The organism is Pseudomonas sp. GW821-FHT09H03 (genome assembly GCF_059415945.1).
The window spans coordinates 15,627-36,608 of sequence record NZ_JBWKOF010000023.1; the positions used below are offsets into that span (position 1 = coordinate 15,627).

At 59.3% G+C, this 20,982-nt stretch carries 19 protein-coding genes and 4 pseudogenes; 13 read left to right on the forward strand and 10 right to left on the reverse strand.

Annotation, left to right across the window (positions count from 1 at the left end; genetic code table 11):
* Positions 1–52: 52 nt before the first annotated feature.
* The 3 genes from AC07OG_RS24480 to AC07OG_RS24490 all read left to right on the forward strand — a co-directional run bounded on the left by AC07OG_RS24480 (position 53) and on the right by AC07OG_RS24490 (position 3,790).
* Positions 53–1,891, forward strand: coding sequence for an amidohydrolase (locus AC07OG_RS24480; RefSeq protein ID WP_495068359.1), 1,839 nt, complete (start codon positions 53–55; stop codon positions 1,889–1,891).
* 84 nt (positions 1,892–1,975) lie between these two features.
* Positions 1,976–2,995 carry an alpha/beta hydrolase gene (locus AC07OG_RS24485; protein ID WP_495068324.1) on the forward strand — a complete coding sequence of 340 codons (1,020 nt, stop codon included), beginning with the start codon at positions 1,976–1,978 and terminating at the stop codon, positions 2,993–2,995.
* A gap of 141 nt (positions 2,996–3,136) precedes the next feature.
* Positions 3,137–3,790, forward strand: a complete 654-nt coding sequence (locus AC07OG_RS24490) for a hydrolase (protein WP_495068325.1) — start codon at positions 3,137–3,139, stop codon at positions 3,788–3,790.
* Positions 3,791–4,200: 410 nt separating this feature from the next.
* Here AC07OG_RS24490 and AC07OG_RS24495 read toward each other — a convergent pair whose 3' ends face one another.
* Entirely contained in the window at positions 4,201–5,076 is an 876-nt protein-coding gene (locus AC07OG_RS24495) for a LysR family transcriptional regulator (protein WP_495068326.1), read from the reverse strand.
* 112 nt (positions 5,077–5,188) lie between these two features.
* Between AC07OG_RS24495 and AC07OG_RS24500 the strand changes: the two genes are divergently transcribed.
* Positions 5,189–6,379 (forward strand): YbfB/YjiJ family MFS transporter, encoded by a 1,191-nt coding sequence (locus AC07OG_RS24500; protein WP_495068327.1) that lies wholly within the window; start codon positions 5,189–5,191, stop codon positions 6,377–6,379.
* Positions 6,380–6,399: 20 nt separating this feature from the next.
* Here AC07OG_RS24500 and AC07OG_RS24505 read toward each other — a convergent pair.
* The 3 genes and pseudogenes from AC07OG_RS24505 to AC07OG_RS24515 all read right to left on the reverse strand — a co-directional run bounded on the left by AC07OG_RS24505 (position 6,400) and on the right by AC07OG_RS24515 (position 8,793).
* A pseudogene (locus AC07OG_RS24505) lies at positions 6,400–6,842 on the reverse strand (LysR substrate-binding domain-containing protein).
* A gap of 24 nt (positions 6,843–6,866) precedes the next feature.
* Positions 6,867–7,046: a hypothetical protein gene (locus AC07OG_RS24510; RefSeq protein ID WP_495068328.1), complete on the reverse strand. Its 180-nt coding sequence runs from the start codon at positions 7,044–7,046 to the stop codon at positions 6,867–6,869.
* A gap of 286 nt (positions 7,047–7,332) precedes the next feature.
* Complete coding sequence (locus AC07OG_RS24515; RefSeq protein ID WP_495068329.1) at positions 7,333–8,793, reverse strand: L-lactate permease; 1,461 nt, start codon at positions 8,791–8,793, stop codon at positions 7,333–7,335.
* A 132-nt stretch (positions 8,794–8,925) separates the two neighbouring features.
* Between AC07OG_RS24515 and AC07OG_RS24520 the strand changes: the two genes are divergently transcribed.
* Positions 8,926–9,411, forward strand: a complete 486-nt coding sequence (locus AC07OG_RS24520) for an Lrp/AsnC family transcriptional regulator (protein ID WP_060543779.1) — start codon at positions 8,926–8,928, stop codon at positions 9,409–9,411.
* 39 nt (positions 9,412–9,450) lie between these two features.
* Here AC07OG_RS24520 and AC07OG_RS24525 read toward each other — a convergent pair.
* Positions 9,451–9,588 (reverse strand): annotated as a pseudogene (locus AC07OG_RS24525) (DUF6130 family protein); the annotation flags it as partial.
* 192 nt (positions 9,589–9,780) lie between these two features.
* On the opposite strand from AC07OG_RS24525, the gene AC07OG_RS24530 reads away from it, so the two are divergent.
* The gene (locus AC07OG_RS24530) at positions 9,781–10,395 is read left to right on the forward strand and encodes a LysE family translocator (RefSeq protein WP_495068330.1); all 615 of its coding nucleotides are present in this window, start codon (positions 9,781–9,783) and stop codon (positions 10,393–10,395) included.
* Positions 10,396–10,455: 60 nt separating this feature from the next.
* On the opposite strand, the gene AC07OG_RS24535 is transcribed toward AC07OG_RS24530, so the two are convergent.
* A complete protein-coding gene (locus tag AC07OG_RS24535) occupies positions 10,456–10,953 on the reverse strand; it encodes a hypothetical protein (protein WP_495068331.1) in 498 nt (165 codons plus the stop codon).
* Between the two features lie 85 nt (positions 10,954–11,038).
* Between AC07OG_RS24535 and AC07OG_RS24540 the strand changes: the two genes are divergently transcribed.
* Complete coding sequence (locus AC07OG_RS24540) at positions 11,039–11,944, forward strand: LysR substrate-binding domain-containing protein (protein WP_495068332.1); 906 nt, start codon at positions 11,039–11,041, stop codon at positions 11,942–11,944.
* On the opposite strand, the gene AC07OG_RS24545 is transcribed toward AC07OG_RS24540, so the two are convergent.
* The 4 genes and pseudogenes from AC07OG_RS24545 to AC07OG_RS24560 form a co-directional block, all read right to left on the reverse strand.
* A complete protein-coding gene (locus AC07OG_RS24545) occupies positions 11,945–12,127 on the reverse strand; it encodes a DUF1289 domain-containing protein (RefSeq protein WP_218423362.1) in 183 nt (60 codons plus the stop codon).
* A gap of 2 nt (positions 12,128–12,129) precedes the next feature.
* On the reverse strand, positions 12,130–12,501 hold the full coding sequence (locus AC07OG_RS24550) for a hypothetical protein (RefSeq protein WP_495068333.1): 372 nt from the start codon (positions 12,499–12,501) through the stop codon (positions 12,130–12,132).
* 39 nt (positions 12,502–12,540) lie between these two features.
* Positions 12,541–12,678 (reverse strand): annotated as a pseudogene (locus AC07OG_RS24555) (cation transporter); the annotation flags it as partial.
* An 83-nt stretch (positions 12,679–12,761) separates the two neighbouring features.
* Positions 12,762–13,247 (reverse strand): DUF6130 family protein, encoded by a 486-nt coding sequence (locus tag AC07OG_RS24560; protein WP_495068334.1) that lies wholly within the window; start codon positions 13,245–13,247, stop codon positions 12,762–12,764.
* A 439-nt stretch (positions 13,248–13,686) separates the two neighbouring features.
* Here AC07OG_RS24560 and AC07OG_RS24565 point away from each other — a divergent pair, with 439 nt between their 5' ends.
* The 6 genes and pseudogenes from AC07OG_RS24565 to AC07OG_RS24590 all read left to right on the forward strand — a co-directional run bounded on the left by AC07OG_RS24565 (position 13,687) and on the right by AC07OG_RS24590 (position 20,481).
* Positions 13,687–15,048, forward strand: coding sequence for an MATE family efflux transporter (locus AC07OG_RS24565; protein WP_495068335.1), 1,362 nt, complete (start codon positions 13,687–13,689; stop codon positions 15,046–15,048).
* An 89-nt stretch (positions 15,049–15,137) separates the two neighbouring features.
* A pseudogene (locus tag AC07OG_RS24570) lies at positions 15,138–15,347 on the forward strand (phosphoribosyltransferase); the annotation flags it as partial.
* 353 nt (positions 15,348–15,700) lie between these two features.
* On the forward strand, positions 15,701–16,270 hold the full coding sequence (locus AC07OG_RS24575) for a YceI family protein (RefSeq protein WP_060543772.1): 570 nt from the start codon (positions 15,701–15,703) through the stop codon (positions 16,268–16,270).
* Between the two features lie 142 nt (positions 16,271–16,412).
* The gene (locus AC07OG_RS24580; protein WP_060543771.1) at positions 16,413–16,922 is read left to right on the forward strand and encodes a sigma-70 family RNA polymerase sigma factor; all 510 of its coding nucleotides are present in this window, start codon (positions 16,413–16,415) and stop codon (positions 16,920–16,922) included.
* Between the two features lie 3 nt (positions 16,923–16,925).
* Positions 16,926–17,879, forward strand: a complete 954-nt coding sequence (locus AC07OG_RS24585) for a FecR domain-containing protein (RefSeq protein WP_495068336.1) — start codon at positions 16,926–16,928, stop codon at positions 17,877–17,879.
* A 115-nt stretch (positions 17,880–17,994) separates the two neighbouring features.
* Entirely contained in the window at positions 17,995–20,481 is a 2,487-nt protein-coding gene (locus AC07OG_RS24590) for a TonB-dependent siderophore receptor (protein ID WP_495068337.1), read from the forward strand.
* Positions 20,482–20,982 lie beyond the last annotated feature (501 nt).

Consider the following 20,982-nt stretch of genomic DNA (forward strand, 5'->3'; position numbering starts at 1 on the left):
GGCCTTCTGGCCGCGACTGAATTTCGCCTCTTCCCCTGCAGAAGGATATTCGATGAGCGCCGAGCTGATTCTATTCAATGGTCAATTCCATACCGTCGACCGTGAGAAACCCCGGGCCAGTGCGGTAGCCATCAGCCAAGGGCGCTTTGTCGCGGTTGGAACCGATGCCGAGGTCATGGCGCTGCGGGGCAGTGGCACCCAGGTCATCGATTTGAAGGGACGCACGGTCATTCCAGGCCTCAATGACTCCCACCTGCACCTGATCCGGGGCGGCTTGAACTACAACCTGGAACTGCGTTGGGAAGGGGTACCGTCACTGGCTGATGCGTTGCGTATGCTCAAGGACCAGGCCGACCGCACACCGACACCGCAATGGGTGCGAGTGGTGGGTGGCTGGAATGAATTCCAGTTTGCCGAAAAACGTATGCCGACCCTCGAAGAACTCAACCAGGCGGCGCCCGATACACCGGTGTTCGTCTTGCACCTTTACGACCGGGCGCTGCTCAATCGTGCAGCCCTGCGCGTCGCCGGCTACACCCGAAACACGCCGAACCCGCCGGGTGGCGAGATCGTGCGCGACAGCAACGGCGAACCTACCGGCATGTTGGTGGCGCGGCCCAATGCGATGATTCTGTATTCGACCCTGGCCAAGGGGCCCAAGCTACCCCTGGAATATCAGGTCAACTCGACACGCCAGTTCATGCGCGAGCTCAATCGCCTGGGTTTGACCAGCGCCATCGATGCCGGCGGCGGTTATCAGAATTATCCGGATGACTATCAGGTGATCGAGCAGTTAGCCAGGGATGGTCAGCTGACTGTGCGCATCGCCTACAACCTGTTCACCCAGAAACCCAAAGAGGAACTCACCGACTTCAAGAACTGGACCGGCAGCGTCAAGCTGCACCAGGGTGACGACTTCCTGCGGCACAACGGCGCCGGGGAAATGCTGGTGTTCTCCGCCGCCGACTTCGAGGACTTCCTTGAACCACGTCCGGACCTGCCGCAAACCATGGAGCAGGAGCTGGAACCGGTGGTGCGCCATCTGGTGGAACAGCGTTGGCCGTTCCGCTTGCACGCCACCTATGACGAATCGATCTCGCGCATGCTCGACGTGTTCGAGAAGGTCAATCGTGACATTGCGTTCAATGGCCTGCCTTGGTTTTTCGACCACGCCGAAACCATCAGTGCGAAAAACATCGAGCGGGTGCGTGCTCTCGGTGGCGGTATAGCGATTCAGGATCGCATGGCGTTTCAGGGCGAGTACTTCGTCGACCGCTACGGCGCCAAGGCCGCCGAACACACCCCGCCGATCAAACGCATGCTGGCCGAAGGCGTGCCGGTGGGCGCCGGTACCGACGCTACCCGGGTATCGAGCTACAACCCTTGGACATCCCTTTATTGGATGGTCAGTGGCAAGACTGTCGGCGGCATGGAGCTGCATGCCGAAGGCCTGCCTCGACAAACCGCGCTGGAACTCTTTACCCATGGCAGCGCCTGGTTCTCCTCGGAGCAGGGCAGGAAAGGCCAGATCAAGTTCGGGCAAATGGCCGATATCGCGGCCTTGAGCGCGGATTTTTTCAGTGTCGAAGAAGAAGCCATCAAGTGGATCGAGTCGGTGCTGACCGTGGTTGACGGCAAGGTCGTGTACGCCGCCGGTGATTTCGCAAAACTCGGACCGGCCAGTGTGCCGGTACTGCCGGACTGGTCGCCAGTGGTGAAAGTCCCCGGTCACTGGCGGCCGAACTCACCGTTACAGGCGCAGGTTCACCAGTGCAGCGGGCCGTGCGCCGTGCACTCCCACAGCCATGAGCGGGCGCGTTTGTCGAATGCGCCGGTCAGTGATTTTGCCGGTTTCTGGGGCGCCTTCGGCTGTTCCTGTTTTGCTTTCTGATCAATAAAAGCGTCGACCGAAGCTGAACTGCTTGCTGACCTTTTGACATTCAAACTCAAACCAAAACGAAAAAAGGGATTACCCATGGACCTCATCCAGAAAACGCTGGCCACCACGCTCCTGGCTCTTTGCGTAGGCAATGCTTTTGCCGCAGGCAGTGCGGGCGTAGAGCACAACACCCAGGCGTTCCTTGAAGCCCTGGCAGCCGGCGGTGGAAAACCGCTGGAGCAACTGAGCCCGAAGGACGCCCGTGCGGTGCTGACAGGTGCCCAGGCGTCGGTGAAGGTTGATCTGTCCGGCGTCGAAGTCAGCGACCGCTCAATCCAGGTTGGGGGGCAAAACATCAACCTGAAAATCGTCCGCCCGGCCAAGGTCAAGGGTGAGTTGCCAGTGTTCATGTTTTTCCATGGCGGCGGCTGGGTCCTGGGCGACTTCCCGACCCACCAACGCTTGATTCGCGACCTGGTAGTGGGCTCCGGCGCCGTCGCGGTGTATGTCGATTACACGCCGTCTCCGGAAGCGCAGTACCCGACAGCGATCAACCAGGCCTATGGCGCGACCCGCTGGGTGGCCGAGCATGGCAAGGAGATCGGCGTCGACGGTAAGCGGCTGGCGGTCGCCGGCAACAGCGTCGGCGGTAACATGGCGGCGGTCGTGGCGTTGATGGCCAGGGAACAGAAAGCCCCGGCCCTGCGTTTTCAGTTACTGATGTGGCCGGTGACCAATGCCGGGTTCGACAATGGCTCATACCAGCAATTTGCCGAGGGCCACTTCCTGACGAAGGGCATGATGCAGTGGTTCTGGGACAACTACACCACCAACCCGGCCGAGCGCGCACAGATCCACGCCTCGCCGCTTAACGCCAGCGCCGACCAACTCAAAGGGCTGCCGGCAGCCTTGGTGCAAACAGCCGAGTTCGACGTGTTGCGTGATGAAGGCGAAGAATATGCCCGCCATCTGGATGCGGCAGGCGTGCCGGTGACCGCGGTACGCTACAACGGCATGATCCATGATTTCGGCTTGCTCAATCCGCTGAGCTCGATTCCCGAGGTCAAGGCAGCGCTGCGTCAGGCAGCGCTGGAGCTCAAAACACACCTGAACTGAGCCGCCAGAATGAAGCCTGCCTTGCGGCAGGCTTCTCATTGATCTGACCTTACCCAAGACACAGGACAAGGATGCAAGCCTGGCAAAGTCGACCACCTCAAAGTGAATGGGTAGTTTCCCAGCCACAATGGAGCGATAACCATGCCTACCGCATCTGCAGTACCCGGCACGACTCTACTGAAACCTGTCGATCACACCCTCATCATGATCGATCACCAGTCACAAATGTCCTTCGCCACCAAATCCATCGACGCGACGAGGCTGCGCAACAATGCAGCCCTGGTTGCCAAAGCAGCCAAGGAGTTTGAGGTTGCGACCATCTTGACGACGGTCGCAGAGAAGAGCTTTTCCGGGCCTGTCTTCGACGAAATCAAGTCGGTTTTTCCCGATCAGCACGTCATTGACCGCACCAGCATGAACACTTGGGAAGATCCGCGTATTGCCGTAGAGGTGAATCGTCACGGCAAGGCCAAGATTGTGCTGGCCGGTCTATGGACATCGGTCTGTATTGTTGGCCCGGCGCTCTCTGCCCTGGATCAAGGTTTCGAGGTGTATTTCATCGCTGACGCTTGTGGTGACGTATCGGTCGAGGCTCATGAGATGGCCATTCAGCGCATGGTACAACTTGGCGCACGCCCGATGACATCCCTGCAATATCTGCTTGAGTTGCAACGTGACTGGGCCCGTACCGAAACCTGCGACGCCACGGTGAAGACCTCCATTGAAAATGGCGGCGCTTATGGTTTGGGGCTGATCTACGCCAAAACCATGTTCAACGCTTCCGAAGGCCACTGATCGTGGGTGTTGAAGTCACGCTCAAACTGGCTGCGGTTTGAATGACGGTGTCAAAACCTGAGTGAAGGTTCGTAATAACGCCCCCTGAGTGGTTAATGCTGTTCACTTAACATGATCATCAGGCAAGTACAAAATCTGTGGCGAGGGGGCTTGCCCCCGTTGGGCTGCGAAGCGGCCCCAAAACCTACCATCGGGGCGTATCAGGTAAACCACGTGCAATGGTTTTGCGACTGCTTCGCAGCCGAACGGTGGCAAGCCCCCTCGCCACGGTTTTCAATTGCCTGAAAATCGCCGTAAGTGAACAGCATTACCCTGAGTGGGGCGTTTTTTTAACCTCTGGATGAACCGCCCGGGATTTTGTAGCTGGCAACCCGAGCGGTGCAATTGCTGCAAATATTGACGGCCAGGCATCACCCATCTGCACCTGAAAACGCCGAGACAATTTCATCGATCATGACGCGGACTCTGGCGGTGTGCCGCAGGTCTGCGTGGGTCACCAGCCACACACCATAGGGTTCCGGTCGTGTGCGCTCCGGCCACAGCCTGACCAGCCCGTCTCTTTCCCCCATGTACACCGGAATTTCCCCTAAGCCTATCCCGGCAGCGATGGATCGGCGCACCAGCAGGCCGGAGCTCAGGCTCGACACGATCCGCCCGCGAGTTATCGGCTCCGACACCAGCGTCATGTCTTTGTTGCCTTGCAGATAGGGCTGGTATACCACCAGATCGTGCCCCTCGAACGCCGAGCCCGGCTCCGGGATGCCGTGTGTATCGACATACCCTTGAGACGCGAAAAGACCTACCGGCCAGCGGGCGAGCCGTCGGGCGATCAGGTCCGGGTTGTCCGGCCGGGTATTGCGCACGGCGATGTCTGCTTCGCGTTTGGACAGGCTGAGAATCTGCGTCGAGGCGTCCAGTTGCACGCGCACGTCAGGGTGCCGTTGATGCAAGCGAGCAATCGCCGGGATCAGGAAGTCGATGGCCAGAGAGTCTGTTGTGCTGACCCTGACGAGTCCGGTCAGTCGATCGTCGAGTCCTTGAATCCGGCGCTCGAGTTCGAGCGCTGAATGTTCCATTTTTTCCACTGCCTGCAACGCCGCTTCGCCGACTACCGTCAATGCATAGCCCTCGGAGGTGCGCAGAAACAGCTTGGCACTCAGGGACTTCTCCAGCGCAGTGATCCGCCGGCCCACTGTCGCCTGATCGACACACAGCACCCGCGCTGCCCCTCGAAGCGTCGACTCTCGACACACCGCCAGAAATACCCGTGCATCATCCCAGTTCATACGGCTCCCCTGGTGCTGCAAATATGCATCAGACCAACGTGAAATCGCTGCGTTACTGTAGCAATAAATCGCGATAGGTTGATGGCCAGTATCAACCCACGGGACAGCTTTCATGCATAGCACTTCGACCAACCGGCAAAGCACGATCTGGCCGCCCATATTCGCCGGGCTTTGCGCCAGCCTGGTCAGTATCGGGCTCGCGCGGTTTGCTTACACGCCGTTGATTCCATCATTAATCCAGGCTCACTGGTTTTCGGCCAGCGACGTGGTGTACCTCGGTGCTGCCAACCTGATTGGCTATTTGATCGGTGCACTGATCGGCCGGCCACTGGCCCAGCGCATGTCCAACAAATCGGCCTTGAGGCTAATGATGGTCGCCGTGACCTTATCGTTTTTCGCCTGTGGGTTTCCGTTGTCGGTGAGTTGGTTCTTTGGATGGCGCCTGCTGTCGGGCATTGCCGGAGGCGCAATCATGGTCCTGGTGGCCGCGACGGTGTTGCCCCATGTGCCGGCAGCTAGCCGAGGCCTGGCCAGTGGCGCGATTTTTCTGGGCATCGGATTTGGCATTGCCGGATCGGGGACGATTGTTCCGCCATTGCTCAGCCTTGGTTTGCAGCAAACCTGGTTTGGCCTCGGTCTGCTGGCTCTGTTTCTGACCGCCATGAGCTGGTTCGGCTGGCCGTCAGACGCGCACCCTGCGATCGCGACGACACCCGACAGGACTGCGCAACGGACTGATCGGCGCGTCTACCTGTTGTTCGCCCAGTACGCGTTCATGGCCGCCGGACTTGTGCCAGCGATGGTCTTCCTGGTGGATTACGTGGCCCGCGGGCTCGGTGCCGGCGCGCACATCGGTGCAATGATCTGGGTGATGTATGGCGTTGGCGCGATTATCGGGCCGGTGAGTTATGGCTATCTGGCCGATCGATTTGGCGCGAAGCTGAGTATTCAACTGGTGTTGGTTGCGCAGGCGATTGCCGTGGGCCTGTTGTCAGTCTCCAGTTCTTTTGCAGCGTTGGCCTTGCTGGCGGTGATCCTCGGCTCGTTTCCACCGGGAATCGTCCCCTTGGCGTTGGCACGGGTTCACGAACTGGTCCCGCACCATCACCAGCAGCAAATTGCCTGGAGTCGTGCCACGGTTTCGTTCGCTACATTCCAGGCCATCGCCGGGTTCGCGTATTCAGCGCTGTTTAATATCAGCGGCGGGCGTCACGCTTTGTTATTCGTTATCGCGGCTGGCGCGATAGTCGTAGCGTTGCTGCTGGAGCAGGGGATGCGTCTGATCAAATGCGGCAGGTCGTAGCAACTACGAGCTGCTCACGATCAACTCTCCACGGCGGCCTGCAACCACTCCCTCAACGCACGGATTTTCGGTAGCTGCGCCCGTTGTGGCGGGTAGATCAAAAAGTAGGAAATGCCCTGATTGAGTTCGATATCGAACGGTGCGACAAGCACCCCATCGTTCAGGCTTTCGCGCACCAGATTGAGGTCGCCCAATGCGACACCGTGCCCGCGCGTCGCCGCCGATAGCGCCAGATCCAGGGTGTCGAATGACTGGCCTCGATGAGCCGCTACCCCCTCGACACCCGCCGCCTCCAGCCCTGAACAGGAAAGCAATGCAGCAGCGGCAGATGCTTGAGGTCGGCAGGTTCGGTCAGCTTTCTCGCCAGTTCCTTCGTACAGATCGGCGTTAACCGTTCCGGCATCAAGGGAATGGCCTCGACGTCTTTCCAGTCCCCGCGACCTTGAATGATCGCGGCGTCCACGTCGCTGTCTTCAAATCGCGGCTCTCACGCATCGTAGGTGGTCACGCGCACGTCCATGGCCGGCATTACCGTGCGCAGCTCCGGCAACAGCGGCAAAAACCAGCGCGTCGCCAAGGTGGGAGGCATGCGCAGGGTCAGCACCTGGCCGGCGTTGCGCAGGCTGTTGCACAGGGTGGTCAGGCGGGCAAAGGCGTCATCGACCACGGGTAGCAGCGCTTCGCCTTCCGTCGCCTGCCGCTCGCCTGATCTTTTTGGAAGGCACTGCCATGAACCGGAACGTGATCTATCACGCTTATTCGTTGTTGTCCAAGCGGCGCCAGGACTGGGGGCTGGAGCAGCCCTTCTTAGTATCTCCAGTTCAAAGAAGTGCCGATCAAATGCTTGTCGAGCTGGCACCGCTGGCTCAAACCCATCTTACTAATCTAAAGACCGCCACATGACCGCCACTATTACTCTCAGCCTGGCCGGTGGGCCAGATGCTGTTCGAGTGCTATGCAAGCCACACACTCAACAACCCTGCGCCCAACGCGACCAACGCCGTATTGATGCAGACCAGCGCGAAGCCGAACCTGACCAGTTCTCCTTCTTCCCTGGCCTGGGTTTTGGCAAGCCCCAGGATCAGCATGACAACCGACAGCGAGCCCAGCGCGGCATGCCCTGCCGAGCTGTTCTGCACCGCTGCCAGCAACAGGCGGGAGGACTCGGGCAGCATCGCGATGGCCGGCATGAAGATCGCGTTGCCGCCAACATTCGACCCGGTCATGTAGCCGGACAGCGCGCCAAACAGGGCAACCAGCGACGTCGCGGCAGCGGGCGACAGGCCCGCGAGCATTTGCATCAAGCCCGTCAGGAACCCGGCCTTGACCATCATCTGCGACATCGCGAGAAAGAAGAAAATGGTCAGCAGTGGCCGCTTCGCCCGTGCCATCAACGCAACCGGCATGCTGACCTCAAGCGCTGTCTGGCGTTGTGTGTTGCGCGCGTGAAACCCCAACCCGATCAGCACCAGAACCAGCGCCAGTCCCGGTGAGGCGAGTGGCTTCCAGGTGACTTGGGTGCCCTGTACGACCCAGTTATCCTGCCAGGAGGTGATCGTCCAGACGATCTTCAACGCGACAATGCAGACAATCAGCACCAGATACGGCCATGCCTGACGCGGCCATTGCACTGCACTGCGCTCACTATCGTTGCGATGCAGACGCCACAGCCCGGCAGAAAGTACAGCCGCTGCGGTCACCAGGCCCGCAGCAACACCGGCCACTTCCGGCCCCAGCCATCGGCTGACACTGTAAAGCACGCCCACAAACACTAGCCAGAAAGCGCCCAGTGCCGTCCATTCCCGGGAATCACGAACGCCTGCCAGGTATAACGCGATGGCACTGAGCACCAGAAAAACCGGGGCGCTGGTCAGTGCCGAGGTCGAAGCCAGCGCGGGTGCGTCCAGGTGAACCAGCGAGGCGCCAATGACCGTTGCCAACCCCAGTGTTCCCCACGGCATGATTGCCATGCCAGTCAGTGCTATTCGTAGCGCGACCCGACGTTCGAAGAGACTGAGCAGCAGCGGTACCGTAGCGATCAACGACACGCCGAAGCCGGTCATCGCTTCGAGCAACGGTGCCAGTCCAAGGACGATGAACGCTACCTGGTCGCCACGTCTGAGCCCCAATGATTGCACCCATTGGCTCAGCGCCAGGTTAACGCCCATGCGCTCGATAAAAATCACGAAGAGCAAACCCGGAACGATCACGAACGCCGTGCTTGCAAACAGCACGGCCGTGTCCTGAGCGGCGGCCACCATACTGTCCGGGCGCCACGCATCGGCGGCGCCGGCGAGCCATAGCACCACCACCAATAGCGTGCCTGCAATGGCGGCGTGAACGGGTGGCCGACGCAGCACGACAAGCATGGCTGTAACCAACAGGACAGGGGAAAGATGGAACAGTGCGAGCATACCGATATCATCCTGTGTGAGTACCCAACGAGGGCTGCGTCTGCAGCCTGCTGGCAAGATAATATTTCTCTCGGCTAGATAAAGGGCCGCAGTTTTCTGCTAGTTTTCGAGAAAATTTCTCACGGGTTCATCATGGCAAAAAACGACGCTGCACCTGAATCGCTGGACAAATTCGACCGCGCCATCCTGGAACTCGTACAGCGCGACAACACCATGCCACTGCGCCTGATGGCCGAGCAGGTCAACCTCTCCACGGCCGCCGTGCAGCGCCGCATCAAGCGGATGGAGGAGGGTGGTGTCATCACAGGCAACGTAGCCATCGTGGATCCCACCGCCGTGGGACGGCCGATCACGATCATTGTGGAAGTGATGACCGAGCGCACCAGTATCAAGGAACTGGAGGCGATGAAGGCACACTTCGCTGTGCCCGAGGTGCAGCAGTGCTATTACGTCACTGGCGAAGTGGATTTCGTCCTGGTGTTAACCGTTGCCAGCATGAATGAATACCAGGCGTTGGCGCGGCGATTGTTTGCCGAAAACCCCAACGTGACCTGGTTCAAGACAATCGTGGCACTGGACCGTGTGAAAGTCGGGTTTGAGGTGCCTAGCGTGCTGTGATGACCTCTGGTTCAGGGGCGTCTTGCGGATCGAACTTGTTCAGGGTTTTAGCGTGTGCCCATCGTCCATTGAGGGCACGTCCGATGGTTTCTTCTCGGGAACAACGAAACTCACTCTCGTGCTGGTGAGGATGTGGTGAGTCGGGTCTGCCCCTTCCAGAAGCACCCGATGATTACCATCCCGATCCCTGACCACCTCATCGCCGGGCAGGGTTTACTTAGCTTAAAAGATCACTGTATCGGAGTTTATTGTTGGATCTGTGTCTGACTGTCCGCCCCTTCGCTCGCTAGCATGGATGCTCTGGCGGCGAAAAACGTGATGAAATCTTCAACCAGACGCTGATACCGATCAGCGCTAAGAGGGATCGAAATGTTCGACAGTACCGCGGTGCTCACTGTTTTCTGGGTTTATCTGGCGGGCGTAGTGATTCCGGGGCCGAACTTCGTCGCCGTTGTTCACAAGGCAGTAGCCGCAACACGTGCCGAGGCGTTGGCGTTAGTCGCCGGTATAGTGACCGTGAACCTGCTCTGGTCTGGCTGTGCGATCACAGGCCTGGGCCTTGTGTTTGCAGCCTTCCCATGGGCAGCACTGGTTATGAAGATAATGGGTGCGGCGTACCTGATGTGGTTTGGCGTACGCCTGATCGTTAAAGCAGGCAAGCATCCCGCCTTACGGCCTTGTGAGGGCACGGTTGGCAGCGTCCGGAAATCTTTCTTTCAGGGTGTCGTCACCAACATCGGCAATCCTAAATCCATGGCCTTCTACGCCGCCGTCTTTTCAGCAGCAGCCCCCGCCCACCCCTCGATCAGCACCTTCGTCTCAATGCTGGCGGTTGTGGTGGTCGTTTCGCTGACCTGGTATGGACTGGTTGCGGTGGCTTTGTCACAACCAAGGATTTCCTCGGCATATCAGAAGGCTCGGAAAGTGATTGATCGCCTGTGCGGTGGTCTGATTCTTGGCCTGGGAGTACGACAGCTGACCTAAGTATTGAATCGACCGCGAGAGGTGGGGAGACTCCGCTATCGGCCAAGATGAGCCGCTCAATCAAGGACGGTTTACGGTCAAATTTTCGGATGGCGCGGTCTGTGTGCCAGCTTGATGAGCGGCAAATTCCTCCGTTCCAAACCTTTGTAGCTGCAGGCCGATATTACTCAGTCTCTCCAAGCGGGCGCTTTCTCCCAGCACATAAGGCTTCTGCTCTTGACGCGGAAGAAAACCCTGATGCATCCGCACCTCAAAAATTGTCCGTGAAACCCCGTTGATACTTTCTACAAAGGATGTCGAAATCGGTGAGCGCTGAACGCTTGCTTGATGTACCACCGCCCCCACTTCCGTTTCCGTTCCTCGAATCCTGAGCAATGCCCACTCTTTTCCAGGTGAGCCAGACATGACCAGTTCAACGCAGACGCCTCCATTCCCTTCGTAACCTCGTACGATTGGCCTTTCTAAGCTGGAGGCGGCATAACAATAATTACCCGCACAAAGCCCTGCCACTGTTGCGATGATTACCAATGGCGAAATGAGCGCTTTCAAGCACGACATGCTGCTTTCTCAATGAACAAGGCAGCGCAGCATAGAAAACTCTAAGCTGTTGACCTATAGCACTGCTTATCCATAAGCTGTGCATATGACGTACAGCTCAGACGATGTCTTCCCTCCCTTCGAAGCCCTGCAAGCTGCCATTACCGCCGCCAGAACCGGCTCCTTCACTGCTGCGGCAGCGGAACTGGAAGTTACCCATGCGACCATCAGCCGACGTGTGGAAATGGCTGAAAAATGGTTTCAATGCTCCTTGTTCGACCGCCATGCGCGCGGTGTCACCGTTACGGCAACGGGCCAAATCGCCCTGGCCAAAGTCGCTCATGCCTTCGAACAACTGAAACAAGCGCGACAGCCCCGGCCCGTCGGCCAAATCTTGCCCATTGTCAAATTGGCCACTACGTCATCCTTCGCACGTTTCTGGTTGATCCCGCGACTGTCCGAACTGGAAGGTACGACTAAGGATTTACGTATTGAGCTGGTCACCTCAGCGCTCAATGCCAGCCTTTCCTCAGGCGAGGTCGATCTGGCCATCAGATACGGGCGTGGACAATGGAATGACGGAGACGAGGAACCACTATTCGAGGAGTCGCTTTGCCCCGTGGCGTCACCCGAAGTACTCGCCATGAACGAACAGCCGTTGTCCTTGATACAGGACACTGCGCTACTACACACCGGCGACACGACACTGTGGCGAGCGTGGATGAGCCATCACGGCAAACGCCTGACTTCGAAGCCCATCGACAGGGTGATGGGTGACTACGCCCAGGCAATCGAAGCCGCCCGCTCAGGATTGGGCATCGCACTCTGGAATCCGGCGATTCACGCCCTTGATGCATTCAATGGACAATTGATTGCGTTAAACGAATTGAGCTGCCCAAGCCCGCTGAGGTTCTTCCTGTTGTCGAAGCCTGGCCCGGCTCATACACCACCAATGAGGGTTCGGTCGAGACTTCGCCGGTTATTGAGTGATGGCTTCATCCTGAACAAGTGACTATCCCTGTGCTTTCTTCAGCCCTTTCAAGCGCACATTCGCCCTTTGCACAGCGGCCATTTTTTCAGGCCGCTTCATGCGTTTCCATTTTCTGATGTCTTCCTTGCTTCGCCCGCAGCTCACACATAGCTCACCACTGAGCTGGCAAACTGAGATGCAGGGATTCTCGATTTCTTTAGCCATTGTCAGACACCTTTGGCCACGCGTGATTGAGTCAGGCGGGTTTTCCAGTCGCCTCCGTGAATTCGCTGACACTCCTCCTCAGAGTCGAAGAGGACACTGTGGCCTGAAGGGATCAGGTCGATGTTGGCCTCATTCAACGCGATGGCCGTCAACTCAAAGATGCGCGCCTTAGCGTCAACCAGGGCGAGCTTTCTGTCAGCCAGGGTCTCGAATACCCAGATTACCTTCAGGGTTTGAGCCAACGCGTTCAGGTCAGCGATGTGGGTGAGCCAAGCAAAGCCTTTGATTTCACCTTTTGCTGTTTCGCACGCCTCGGTGAGCGCGCTTATCAACCGACGTTCGATTCGTGCCAGTTCACGTTTCCCTAGAGGCATTACAGGTTCCTTTGGAGACAATAGTGGGGAGGCGCTGAATCAGACAGGTCGAAAATCGACCGTCAGATGGCTGACTTCGTGAACCGGCTTGAGTTGTTCACGAATGTTATCGGCGTTCGCAGTGGCCTCACCAAGGACGCTGACGATGGCCGCATGGGCTTGCGGTCCAACCCGCCAGAATCGGCGGACGGAGGGATTATCCACGCGCCCTTATCGGAAAAATAGATCCGTCCCCTTTTCGCTTTCTTTTTGCTTTTCGTTCATGGTTTTAGCGTGTGCCCAACGTCCATTTGGGGTGCATCCGATGATTTCTTCTCGGGAACTATGAAACTCACTGTGGTGCTGGTGAGAATGTGGTGGGTCGGGTCGGCCACTTCCAATAGTACCCTGTGAGTTCCGGGAGTCAGTCCCACCAGGATAATCGGGTCTTCGCTGGAATGCGCCCATGTACCTTTCCAGTCATCGACGGTCACGTGGAGGTGGCCCAGACGTGGTGAAACGTCGCCAGCGGCTTTGCCAAACACCGGCATGATCCTGGCGTGCTCTGTCCGAAACTGAATGATGACAACACCGCGGGCGAGCGGCTCGGCAAGCGGCGCAAAGGCAATGAGTTTTACCGGCTTCTCGGATTCCAATGGGAGTATGTCCGGTGGATGATCGGTACCTGCTTCTCCTTGACCGAATGCTGCAATGCAAAAAAAGCCCGCCGATGCGAAGACAAACAGATTTCTGATAGCGAAGGACATGGCGTTTTTCTCCCATGTGATCTTACTTAAGGCTAGATTAACTCGACCGGTTGTCTATGGCGTAGAGTAGTGGCGCATCGGTTCCTTCGTGGCCGAAAACGCATGAAATTTATGTCGCAGTACAAATGGGCGGAGTGAGGCGTTCCGAGTTTTATCCAGGACCTGTAACGATAAAATCTCAGGTATTTAACATCCCTTCGACTTTACGTTTGACTTCACATGTCGGAGATCCGCGAAACGCTGGTTTTATTGGGCTCAAGGCGGCTGATTGACGTTTTCACATGAATGGTCTGTACAACTATTCTCGAAAATTCAAGTGGTCAGTTTGTGCTCCTGTATTAAAGATGCGGCACCCCAGCGCATATATGTTGCCCCACGCTCATATCTCACCGAAGCTATCCTCCATCAGCCCGCCGCCGTCGAGATGGACCTCCAGTCAATGCAAACCCCCAGCCAATCCCAACGCCCCCTCTGGAAAACCTACCTGCTTTTCCTCGCCCCGATGGTGCTGTCGAACTTCCTGCAATCGATGTCCGGCACGGTCAACAGCATCTACATCGGCCAGATGCTCGGCACTCAGGCGCTGGCGGCGGTGTCGGGGATGTTCCCCATCGTGTTTTTCTTCATCGCCCTGGTCATCGGCCTCGGCGCTGGCGCCGGGGTGTTGATCGGGCAGGCCTGGGGTGCACGAGAAATGCACATGGTGAAGGCGATTGCCGGGTCGACCTTGTTGCTGGGGTTGTTGATCGGGTTGCTGGCGGCGGTGTTGGGCAGTGTGTTTGCGCGGTCGGCGTTGGTGGGGTTGGGGACGCCGGCGGATGTGCTGGATGATGCGGTGGCATATGCCCATGTGATGTTGTGGATCATGCCCTCGCTGTTGGTGTTCGTGTTGTTTACCCAGTTGCTGCGCGGGGTCAGTGATACCTTGTCGCCGTTGTTGGCGCTGGTGGTGTCGACCTGTGTCGGGCTGGCGCTGACGCCGGCGTTGATTCGCGGGTGGCTGGGGTTGCCGCCGATGGGGATTCAGAGTGCGGCGTTCGCCGGGTTGGCGGGGAATCTGGTGGCGATGGGGTTGCTCGCCTGGCGGTTGCTCGGCAAGGGCCATCCGCTGGCGCCGGACCGGGAGTTTTTTGCTGCGATGAAGCTGGACATGGCGATTCTCGGCAAGGTGCTGCGTATCGGTTTGCCGACGGGTTTGCAGATGGTGGTGTTGTCGCTGTCGGAGCTGGTGATTCTGGCGCTGGTGAACCAGCACGGTTCCCAGGCGACGGCGGCGTACGGGGCGGTGACGCAGATCGTCAATTACGTGCAGTTTCCGGCGCTGTCGATTGCGATCACTGCGTCTATCCTCGGAGCGCAGGCGATCGGGGCAGGGCGGGTCGAGCGCATGGGGCCGATTTTGCGCACGGGTTTGATGATCAACCTGTGTCTGACCGGCAGCCTGGTGCTGTTGGGGTATTTGCTGTCGCCGTGGTTGCTGGCCTCGTTCCTTACCGAAGAGTCGACGCTTACCCTGGCCGAACACCTGTTGCACATCATGCTCTGGAGCCTTTTGGTGTTCGGCTTCCAGGCGATCATCGGCGGAATCATGCGCGCCAGCGGCACGGTGATGGTACCGGTGGCGATTTCGATTGTCTGTGTGGTCGGGGTGCAGGTGCCGGCTGCCTATCTGCTGGACTCGATGTTCGGGCTGCCCGGGGTGTGGATGGCGTTTCCGGTGGCGTACCTGGGGATGCTGCTGTTGCAGACGCTGTATTACCGGTTGGTCTGGCGGCATCAGAAGATTGAGCGGTTGATCTAGGCGGCCAGGGCGCTTGCTGCCAGTGAGCGTCGGACCGAGAATTTGGGGGTGGTGAACCGACAGGCGCGTGCGCCTGGGGAGGCCTACCTATGATTTCCTCATCAAAGACCCTTTTGCAGGACCGCGCTGCAGCCGGTCGGCGGCTGGTGGAGTATTTGCACCACTATGCGCGTCGTCCCGACGTCATCATTCTTGCCTTGCCCCGGGGCGGGGTGCCGGTGGCTTATGAAGTGGCCATGGCCCTGGAGGTTCGCCTCGACCTGATGCTGGTGCGCAAGCTCGGCGTGCCATCATTCCCTTGCGGGAGCTGGGTTGCCAGCGATGGCGGCAGGTCAGCCGCCATGGATGTTGGATGTGATGGCCCCATCGCCGGCAGGCCAGCTCCCACAGGTATCTGTGGCGAACACAACATCCGGGCATCACACAAATCCCTTGTGGGAGCTGGCTTGCCGGCGATGGCGGAGTGCCGGTCGCCATGGATGTTGGATGTGAGAACACCATCGCTGGCAAGCCAGCAACACGGGAGGATGGGCGATGGTCGTAATGCTGTACCTGGGGTGGAAGGAACGGCGGATGTTTGCTTTAGTCCACTGAGGCCAGTCTCGCTGTACAACGCCTCAACTCATGACGGGAGCCCCGCCCGGAGAGTTCGATGAATCCTCGATTGCCGTATTTCGTCGCCTTGGCCGGCGTTTTCGCGCTGGGCCTTGTGCCGTGCGCCGGGGCCGTCGAGTACACCTCGGTGAACACCACCGCCAGCACCATCAGTTTTACCTACCATCAGATGGGGTCGAAAAATTACGGCACCTTCAACAAGTTTGAGGCGAAGCTGGTTTTCGATACGCAAAACCCCGAGGCGGCCCTTGCCGCGATGACCATTGACTTGAAGAGCATCGACGCCGGCGACAGTGATGCCAATGTCGAGTTGCAAAAGACCGCGTGGTTCGACACTGAAAACTTTCCGGTGGCGACCTTTGAGTCGACGGCGGTCAAGGATCTCGGTGACAGTCGCTATGTGTTCACCGGCAATCTCAGCCTCAGGGGGCTGACCCGGGAGGTGAGTGTGCCGGTGCTGCTGAAGGCGGAGAATGCCGTGGGGATCTTCGATGGCGAGCTGACGCTCAATCGCAATGACTTCAAGGTGGGCGAGGGGGAATGGGCGGACAGTATGGTGTCCAACGAGATCAATATTCGCTTTCGGATGGTAGCGCCGCAGCGGTGAGACGCACCCGGAACCCTTTACCGGGCGATCACCGTTATGTGAGCCACCCAGCCCCAACTAATGCGCACGGTCTTGCCAAAATGTGTCGGCTTCGACGAAAATGAGAGTCATTATCAAATAACTCTTGTGTCGGGTCGTTCCAATGTCCTCTGCTGATCTGTCGTTGCAACACGCCGTGCATTCGCTTTACGAGGACCATCACCGCTGGTTGTGCGGCTGGCTGCGCCAACGCCTCGGTTGCGTCGAGCATGCGGCGGACCTGGCCCAGGACACCTTCATTCGCGTGCTCACCCAGCGCAAGACCCTCGAACTGCGCGAGCCCCGCGCCTACCTGAGCACCATTGCCCGTAGCCTGATGATCGACATGTTCCGCCGTCGGGCGCTGGAGCAGGCCTGGCTGGAAACCCTGGCAGCCACCCCTGAACCGGTGGCGGTGTCGCCGGAAACCCGTGAGTTGGTGATCGAGACCCTGATGGAAATCGACCGGTTGCTCGATGGCCTGGGTGAGCGCACCCGCGAGATTTTCCTGCTGGCTCAGCTCGATGGCCTCAGTTACGTCGAGATCGGCCGGCGCTTGAAAGTCTCGGTCACCACCGTGAAAAAGCATGCGGTGCGCGCCCTGACACACTGCCTGTTGCTGATCGAGGACTGAGCCATGGTGCGCCCGCAACCGTTGGATCACGCCACCCTCGAAGCCGCCGCACGCTGGTATGTCGACCTGCGCGACGAGGCGCCGGACGAGGCCGTCCGCGAGGCCCATCGGCGCTGGCTGGAGCGTGATCCACGGCATCTGCAGGCCTGGGAACGCCTGGCGCGCCTGCAAGACAAACTCGGCCAGATCAGCCCCGGCATGGCCCGGCCGACTCTCGCCAGCGCCAGGGCCAAACGCCGGGATGTACTCAAGGTACTGTCGATTTTGCTGATGGCGAGCGGGGCGGGTGCAGTGGCCTGGAACACCACGGCGCTGCCGACCCTGATGGCCGATCAGCGTACCGGGACGGGCGAGCGCCGCCGTGTACGCCTGGACGATGGCAGCCAATTGCAACTCAACACCGCGACGGCCGTGGACATCCGCTACAGCGAAAACCTGCGCGAAGTGCGTTTGCTCAAGGGTGAAATCCTCATTGAGACGGCCCGTGATGCGCTGGCGCGGCCTTTCGTTGTTCACACGGGGGAAGGCAGCATCCGCGCCCTGGGCACGCGGTTCAATGTGCGCAGTGAAGCGGGGCGCACGCTTGTCAGCGTGCAGGAGCATGCCGTGGAGGTGCGCGCGCTCAGCTTGGTGGGTCCGGCGGTGCGGGTCGACGCCGGGCAGCAGGTGAGCTTTCGCCAGGACAGTATCGAGTCCGTGCAGCAGGCCAATCCACAGGCCGATGCATGGACTCGCGGCATGCTGGTGGCCAATGATTGGCGGCTGGCCGATTTCATCAGGGAGTTGCAGCGTTATCGTCCGGGCCACTTGGGGTGTGATCCGGCGGTCGCGGCGCTGCGCATCTCCGGGGCGTTTCATCTGGGCGATACCGACACGGTGCTGGACAACCTGACGTCCACCTTGCCCGTGCGCATTCGCCGATTCAGTCGCTATTGGGCCACGGTAGAACCGGTTTAAGTATGCAGACAGAAATATTTCGCGAAGGGGTTGTTGATTTTGATTCTCGTTCGACTTTGTAGGTAGAGGCGCAACAGACGCCGCCATTGACTGCCAACGGGCGAAAGGAAACTGCATGACCCCTTGCAATCCCCACCTGCACATTTGTTCTACCCAGCCATCCATCAAGTCTTTGAACCGCGCAGTGCAGGCTGCAGTGTTGGGGATGGCGCTGGCCGTACCACTGGGCATGGCGGTGCTGGCGCAACCGGCCTGGGCGCAAACCGATGTCCAGGCACAGTTCAACATTGCGGCCGGTCCGCTGGACTCGGCGTTGACCCAATTTGCCGCCACAGCCGGTGTCACCGTTTCATTCGACCCGGCCCATGCCAGTGGCCAGAGGACTGCTGGCTTGCAGGGCCGCTACCCGGTTGATGCCGGGTTGCGGCAGTTGCTGGGCGGAACCAGGCTGGAAGCGGTGCGTCACGACAATGGCAGCTATTCGCTGCTGCCAATGGTGGCCAGCGGTGAAGCGCTGCAACTGGGCGCTACCAGCATTTCCGGCGTGGTCACTGAGTCGGCCTATGGCCCGGTCGACGGCTACGTCGCCACCCACAGCGCCACCGCTACCAAGACTGACACGCCGATCCTGGAGATCCCGCAGACCATCAACGTGGTCACTGCCGATCAGGTGGAAGCCCAGGGCGCCCGCAACCTGACCCAGGCCCTGCGCTATACACCGGGGCTGAACACCGGCGGATTCACCGATCGCAATTCGATCGCCGATGAAATCACCAGCCGTGGTTTCGCCCCGACGCCGCTGTATCTGGACGGCGCGTATATCCCCTATGCCGGCAGCCTGGGTGGCGCGCCGCAAATCGATCCATACACCCTGGAACGCATTGAAGTGCTCAAGGGCCCGTCGTCGGTTCTGTATGGGCAAAACCAGCCCGGCGGCCTGATCAACATGGTGTCCAAGCGGCCTACGACCGAGCAGCAAAACCAGGTCAAACTGGGCGCGGGCAGTTACCACCGGGTCAACGGTGCCTTCGACACCAGCGGCCCGCTCGACGAGCAGAAGCAGTTCAGCTATCGCCTGGTGGGTGTCGCGGACAAAGGCAACGAACAGGTCGACCACAACAACAGCCAGCGCATGCTGCTGGCGCCAAGCCTGACCTGGGACATGAATGACGACACGTCCCTGACCCTGCTGGCGCAGGCCCAGCGCGATGACGGCGTTCCGGATTATCAGTCGCTGCCGCGAATCGGCTCCCTGGATCGCGGCCCGAATGGCGAGAGAATCAACCGCCACTTTTTCTCCGGCGACACCAACTTCAACGACTACAAACGCGATCAATACGTCTTTGGCTATGACTTCAGCCACGACTTCAGCGAAGACCTCAAGTACCGCTCCACCGCGCGTTACACCGACGTGCGCGACCGCTACAAAGGCTTCTACCTGCGAAGCTTCGTCACCGAGGCGGGGGTGACCGATTTCACCCGCGCCAACCGTGCCAAGGTCGACTGGCGCCAGCACAACATCGCCTACACCATCGATAACAACCTGGAATACCAATTCAACACCGGCGCCTTGGAGCACACCACCCTGGCGGGGGTGGACTACCGCCATTTCTCCCGCAAGTACGACGGTTACAACGCCAACAACGTGTTGCCGGTCGATCTGTATGGCAAGAACAACTACGACACCAGCAGCGTGACGCCGACGCTCACCACGCAATGGGACAACACCCTGCGCCAGACCGGCGTGTACCTGCAGGATCAGATCAAGCTGGATCAGTGGATCCTGACCATCGGTGGTCGCCAGGACTGGGCGGAAGTCGACAACAAGGATCTGCTGGCCTCTACCCGCGAAGACAAGCGCGACAATAAGTTCACTGCACGGGTGGGCCTGACCTACGTCACCGATTTCGGCCTGGCGCCCTATGTCAGCTATTCCGAGTCCTTCCTGCCGACCATGGGCACTGCTGCCCCCCAGCGTGGCGGCAAGGCGTTCGAGCCGACCGAGGGTGAGCAATACGAAGTGGGGGTGAAGTACCAGCCGTTCGAGAAGACCCTGATAACCGCTTCGGTCTATCAGATCAAACAGAAAAACGTGCTGACCGGCGACGACGACTATCCGGAGTTCATGTCCCAGGCCGGAGAAATGCGCTCGCGCGGCGTCGAACTGGAAGTCAAATCGAGCATCGACAACGTCGACGTACTGGCTGCTGCCAGCTACATGGATTCGTTCTACACCAAGGATACCTGGGGCAATCAGGACAATCGCAACGAAGCCCAGTCGCCGGTAGCGGCGGCACTATGGGTGGACTATCACCTTACCCAGGCCAGCCTCAACGGCCTGACCTTCGGTGCCGGAGCCCGCTACACCGGGCGCAAGCCGGGTGATGCGGCCAACTCGTTCGACGTGCCGTCCTACGTCGTCTACGACGCCACCGTCAGCTACGACATGGGCAAGCTCGACCCGAGCCTGCGCGGCCTGCAGAGTCGTCTGAACGTGCAGAACATCTTCGACCGCGAGTATGTGTCGGACTGCAACTATTCGTTTGGCTGCTACTACGGACAGGAGCGGGTGGCGTCGGTCGAGATGACTTACGACTGGTAGTGTTCGGCGTCGTCGCGGCTCACGCCATCGCGAGCATGCTCGCTCCTACAGTGAATCTGCAATGCGCACGAAATCTTTGTACGGCCACAGATCCCTTGTGGGAGCTGGCCTGCCGGCGATGGCGGTGTGTCAGTCGCCCTTGATGCTGGATGTGCCGGCCTCATCGCGAGCATGCTCGCTCCTACAGTGAATCTGCAATGCGCACGAAATCTGTGTACGGCCACAGATCCCTTGTGGGAGCTGGCCTGCCGGCGATGGCGGTGTGTCGGTCGCCCTTGAAGCTGGATGTGCCGGCCTCATCGCGAGCATGCTCGCTCCTACAGTGAATCTGCAGTGCACACGAAATCTGTGTACGGCCACAAATCCCTTGTGGGAGCTGGCCTGCCGGCGATGGCGGTGTGTCAGTCGCCCTTGATGCTGGATTTGCCGGCCTCATCGCGAGCATGCTCGCTCCTACAGTGAATCTGCAATGCGCACGAAATCTGTGTACGGCCACAGATC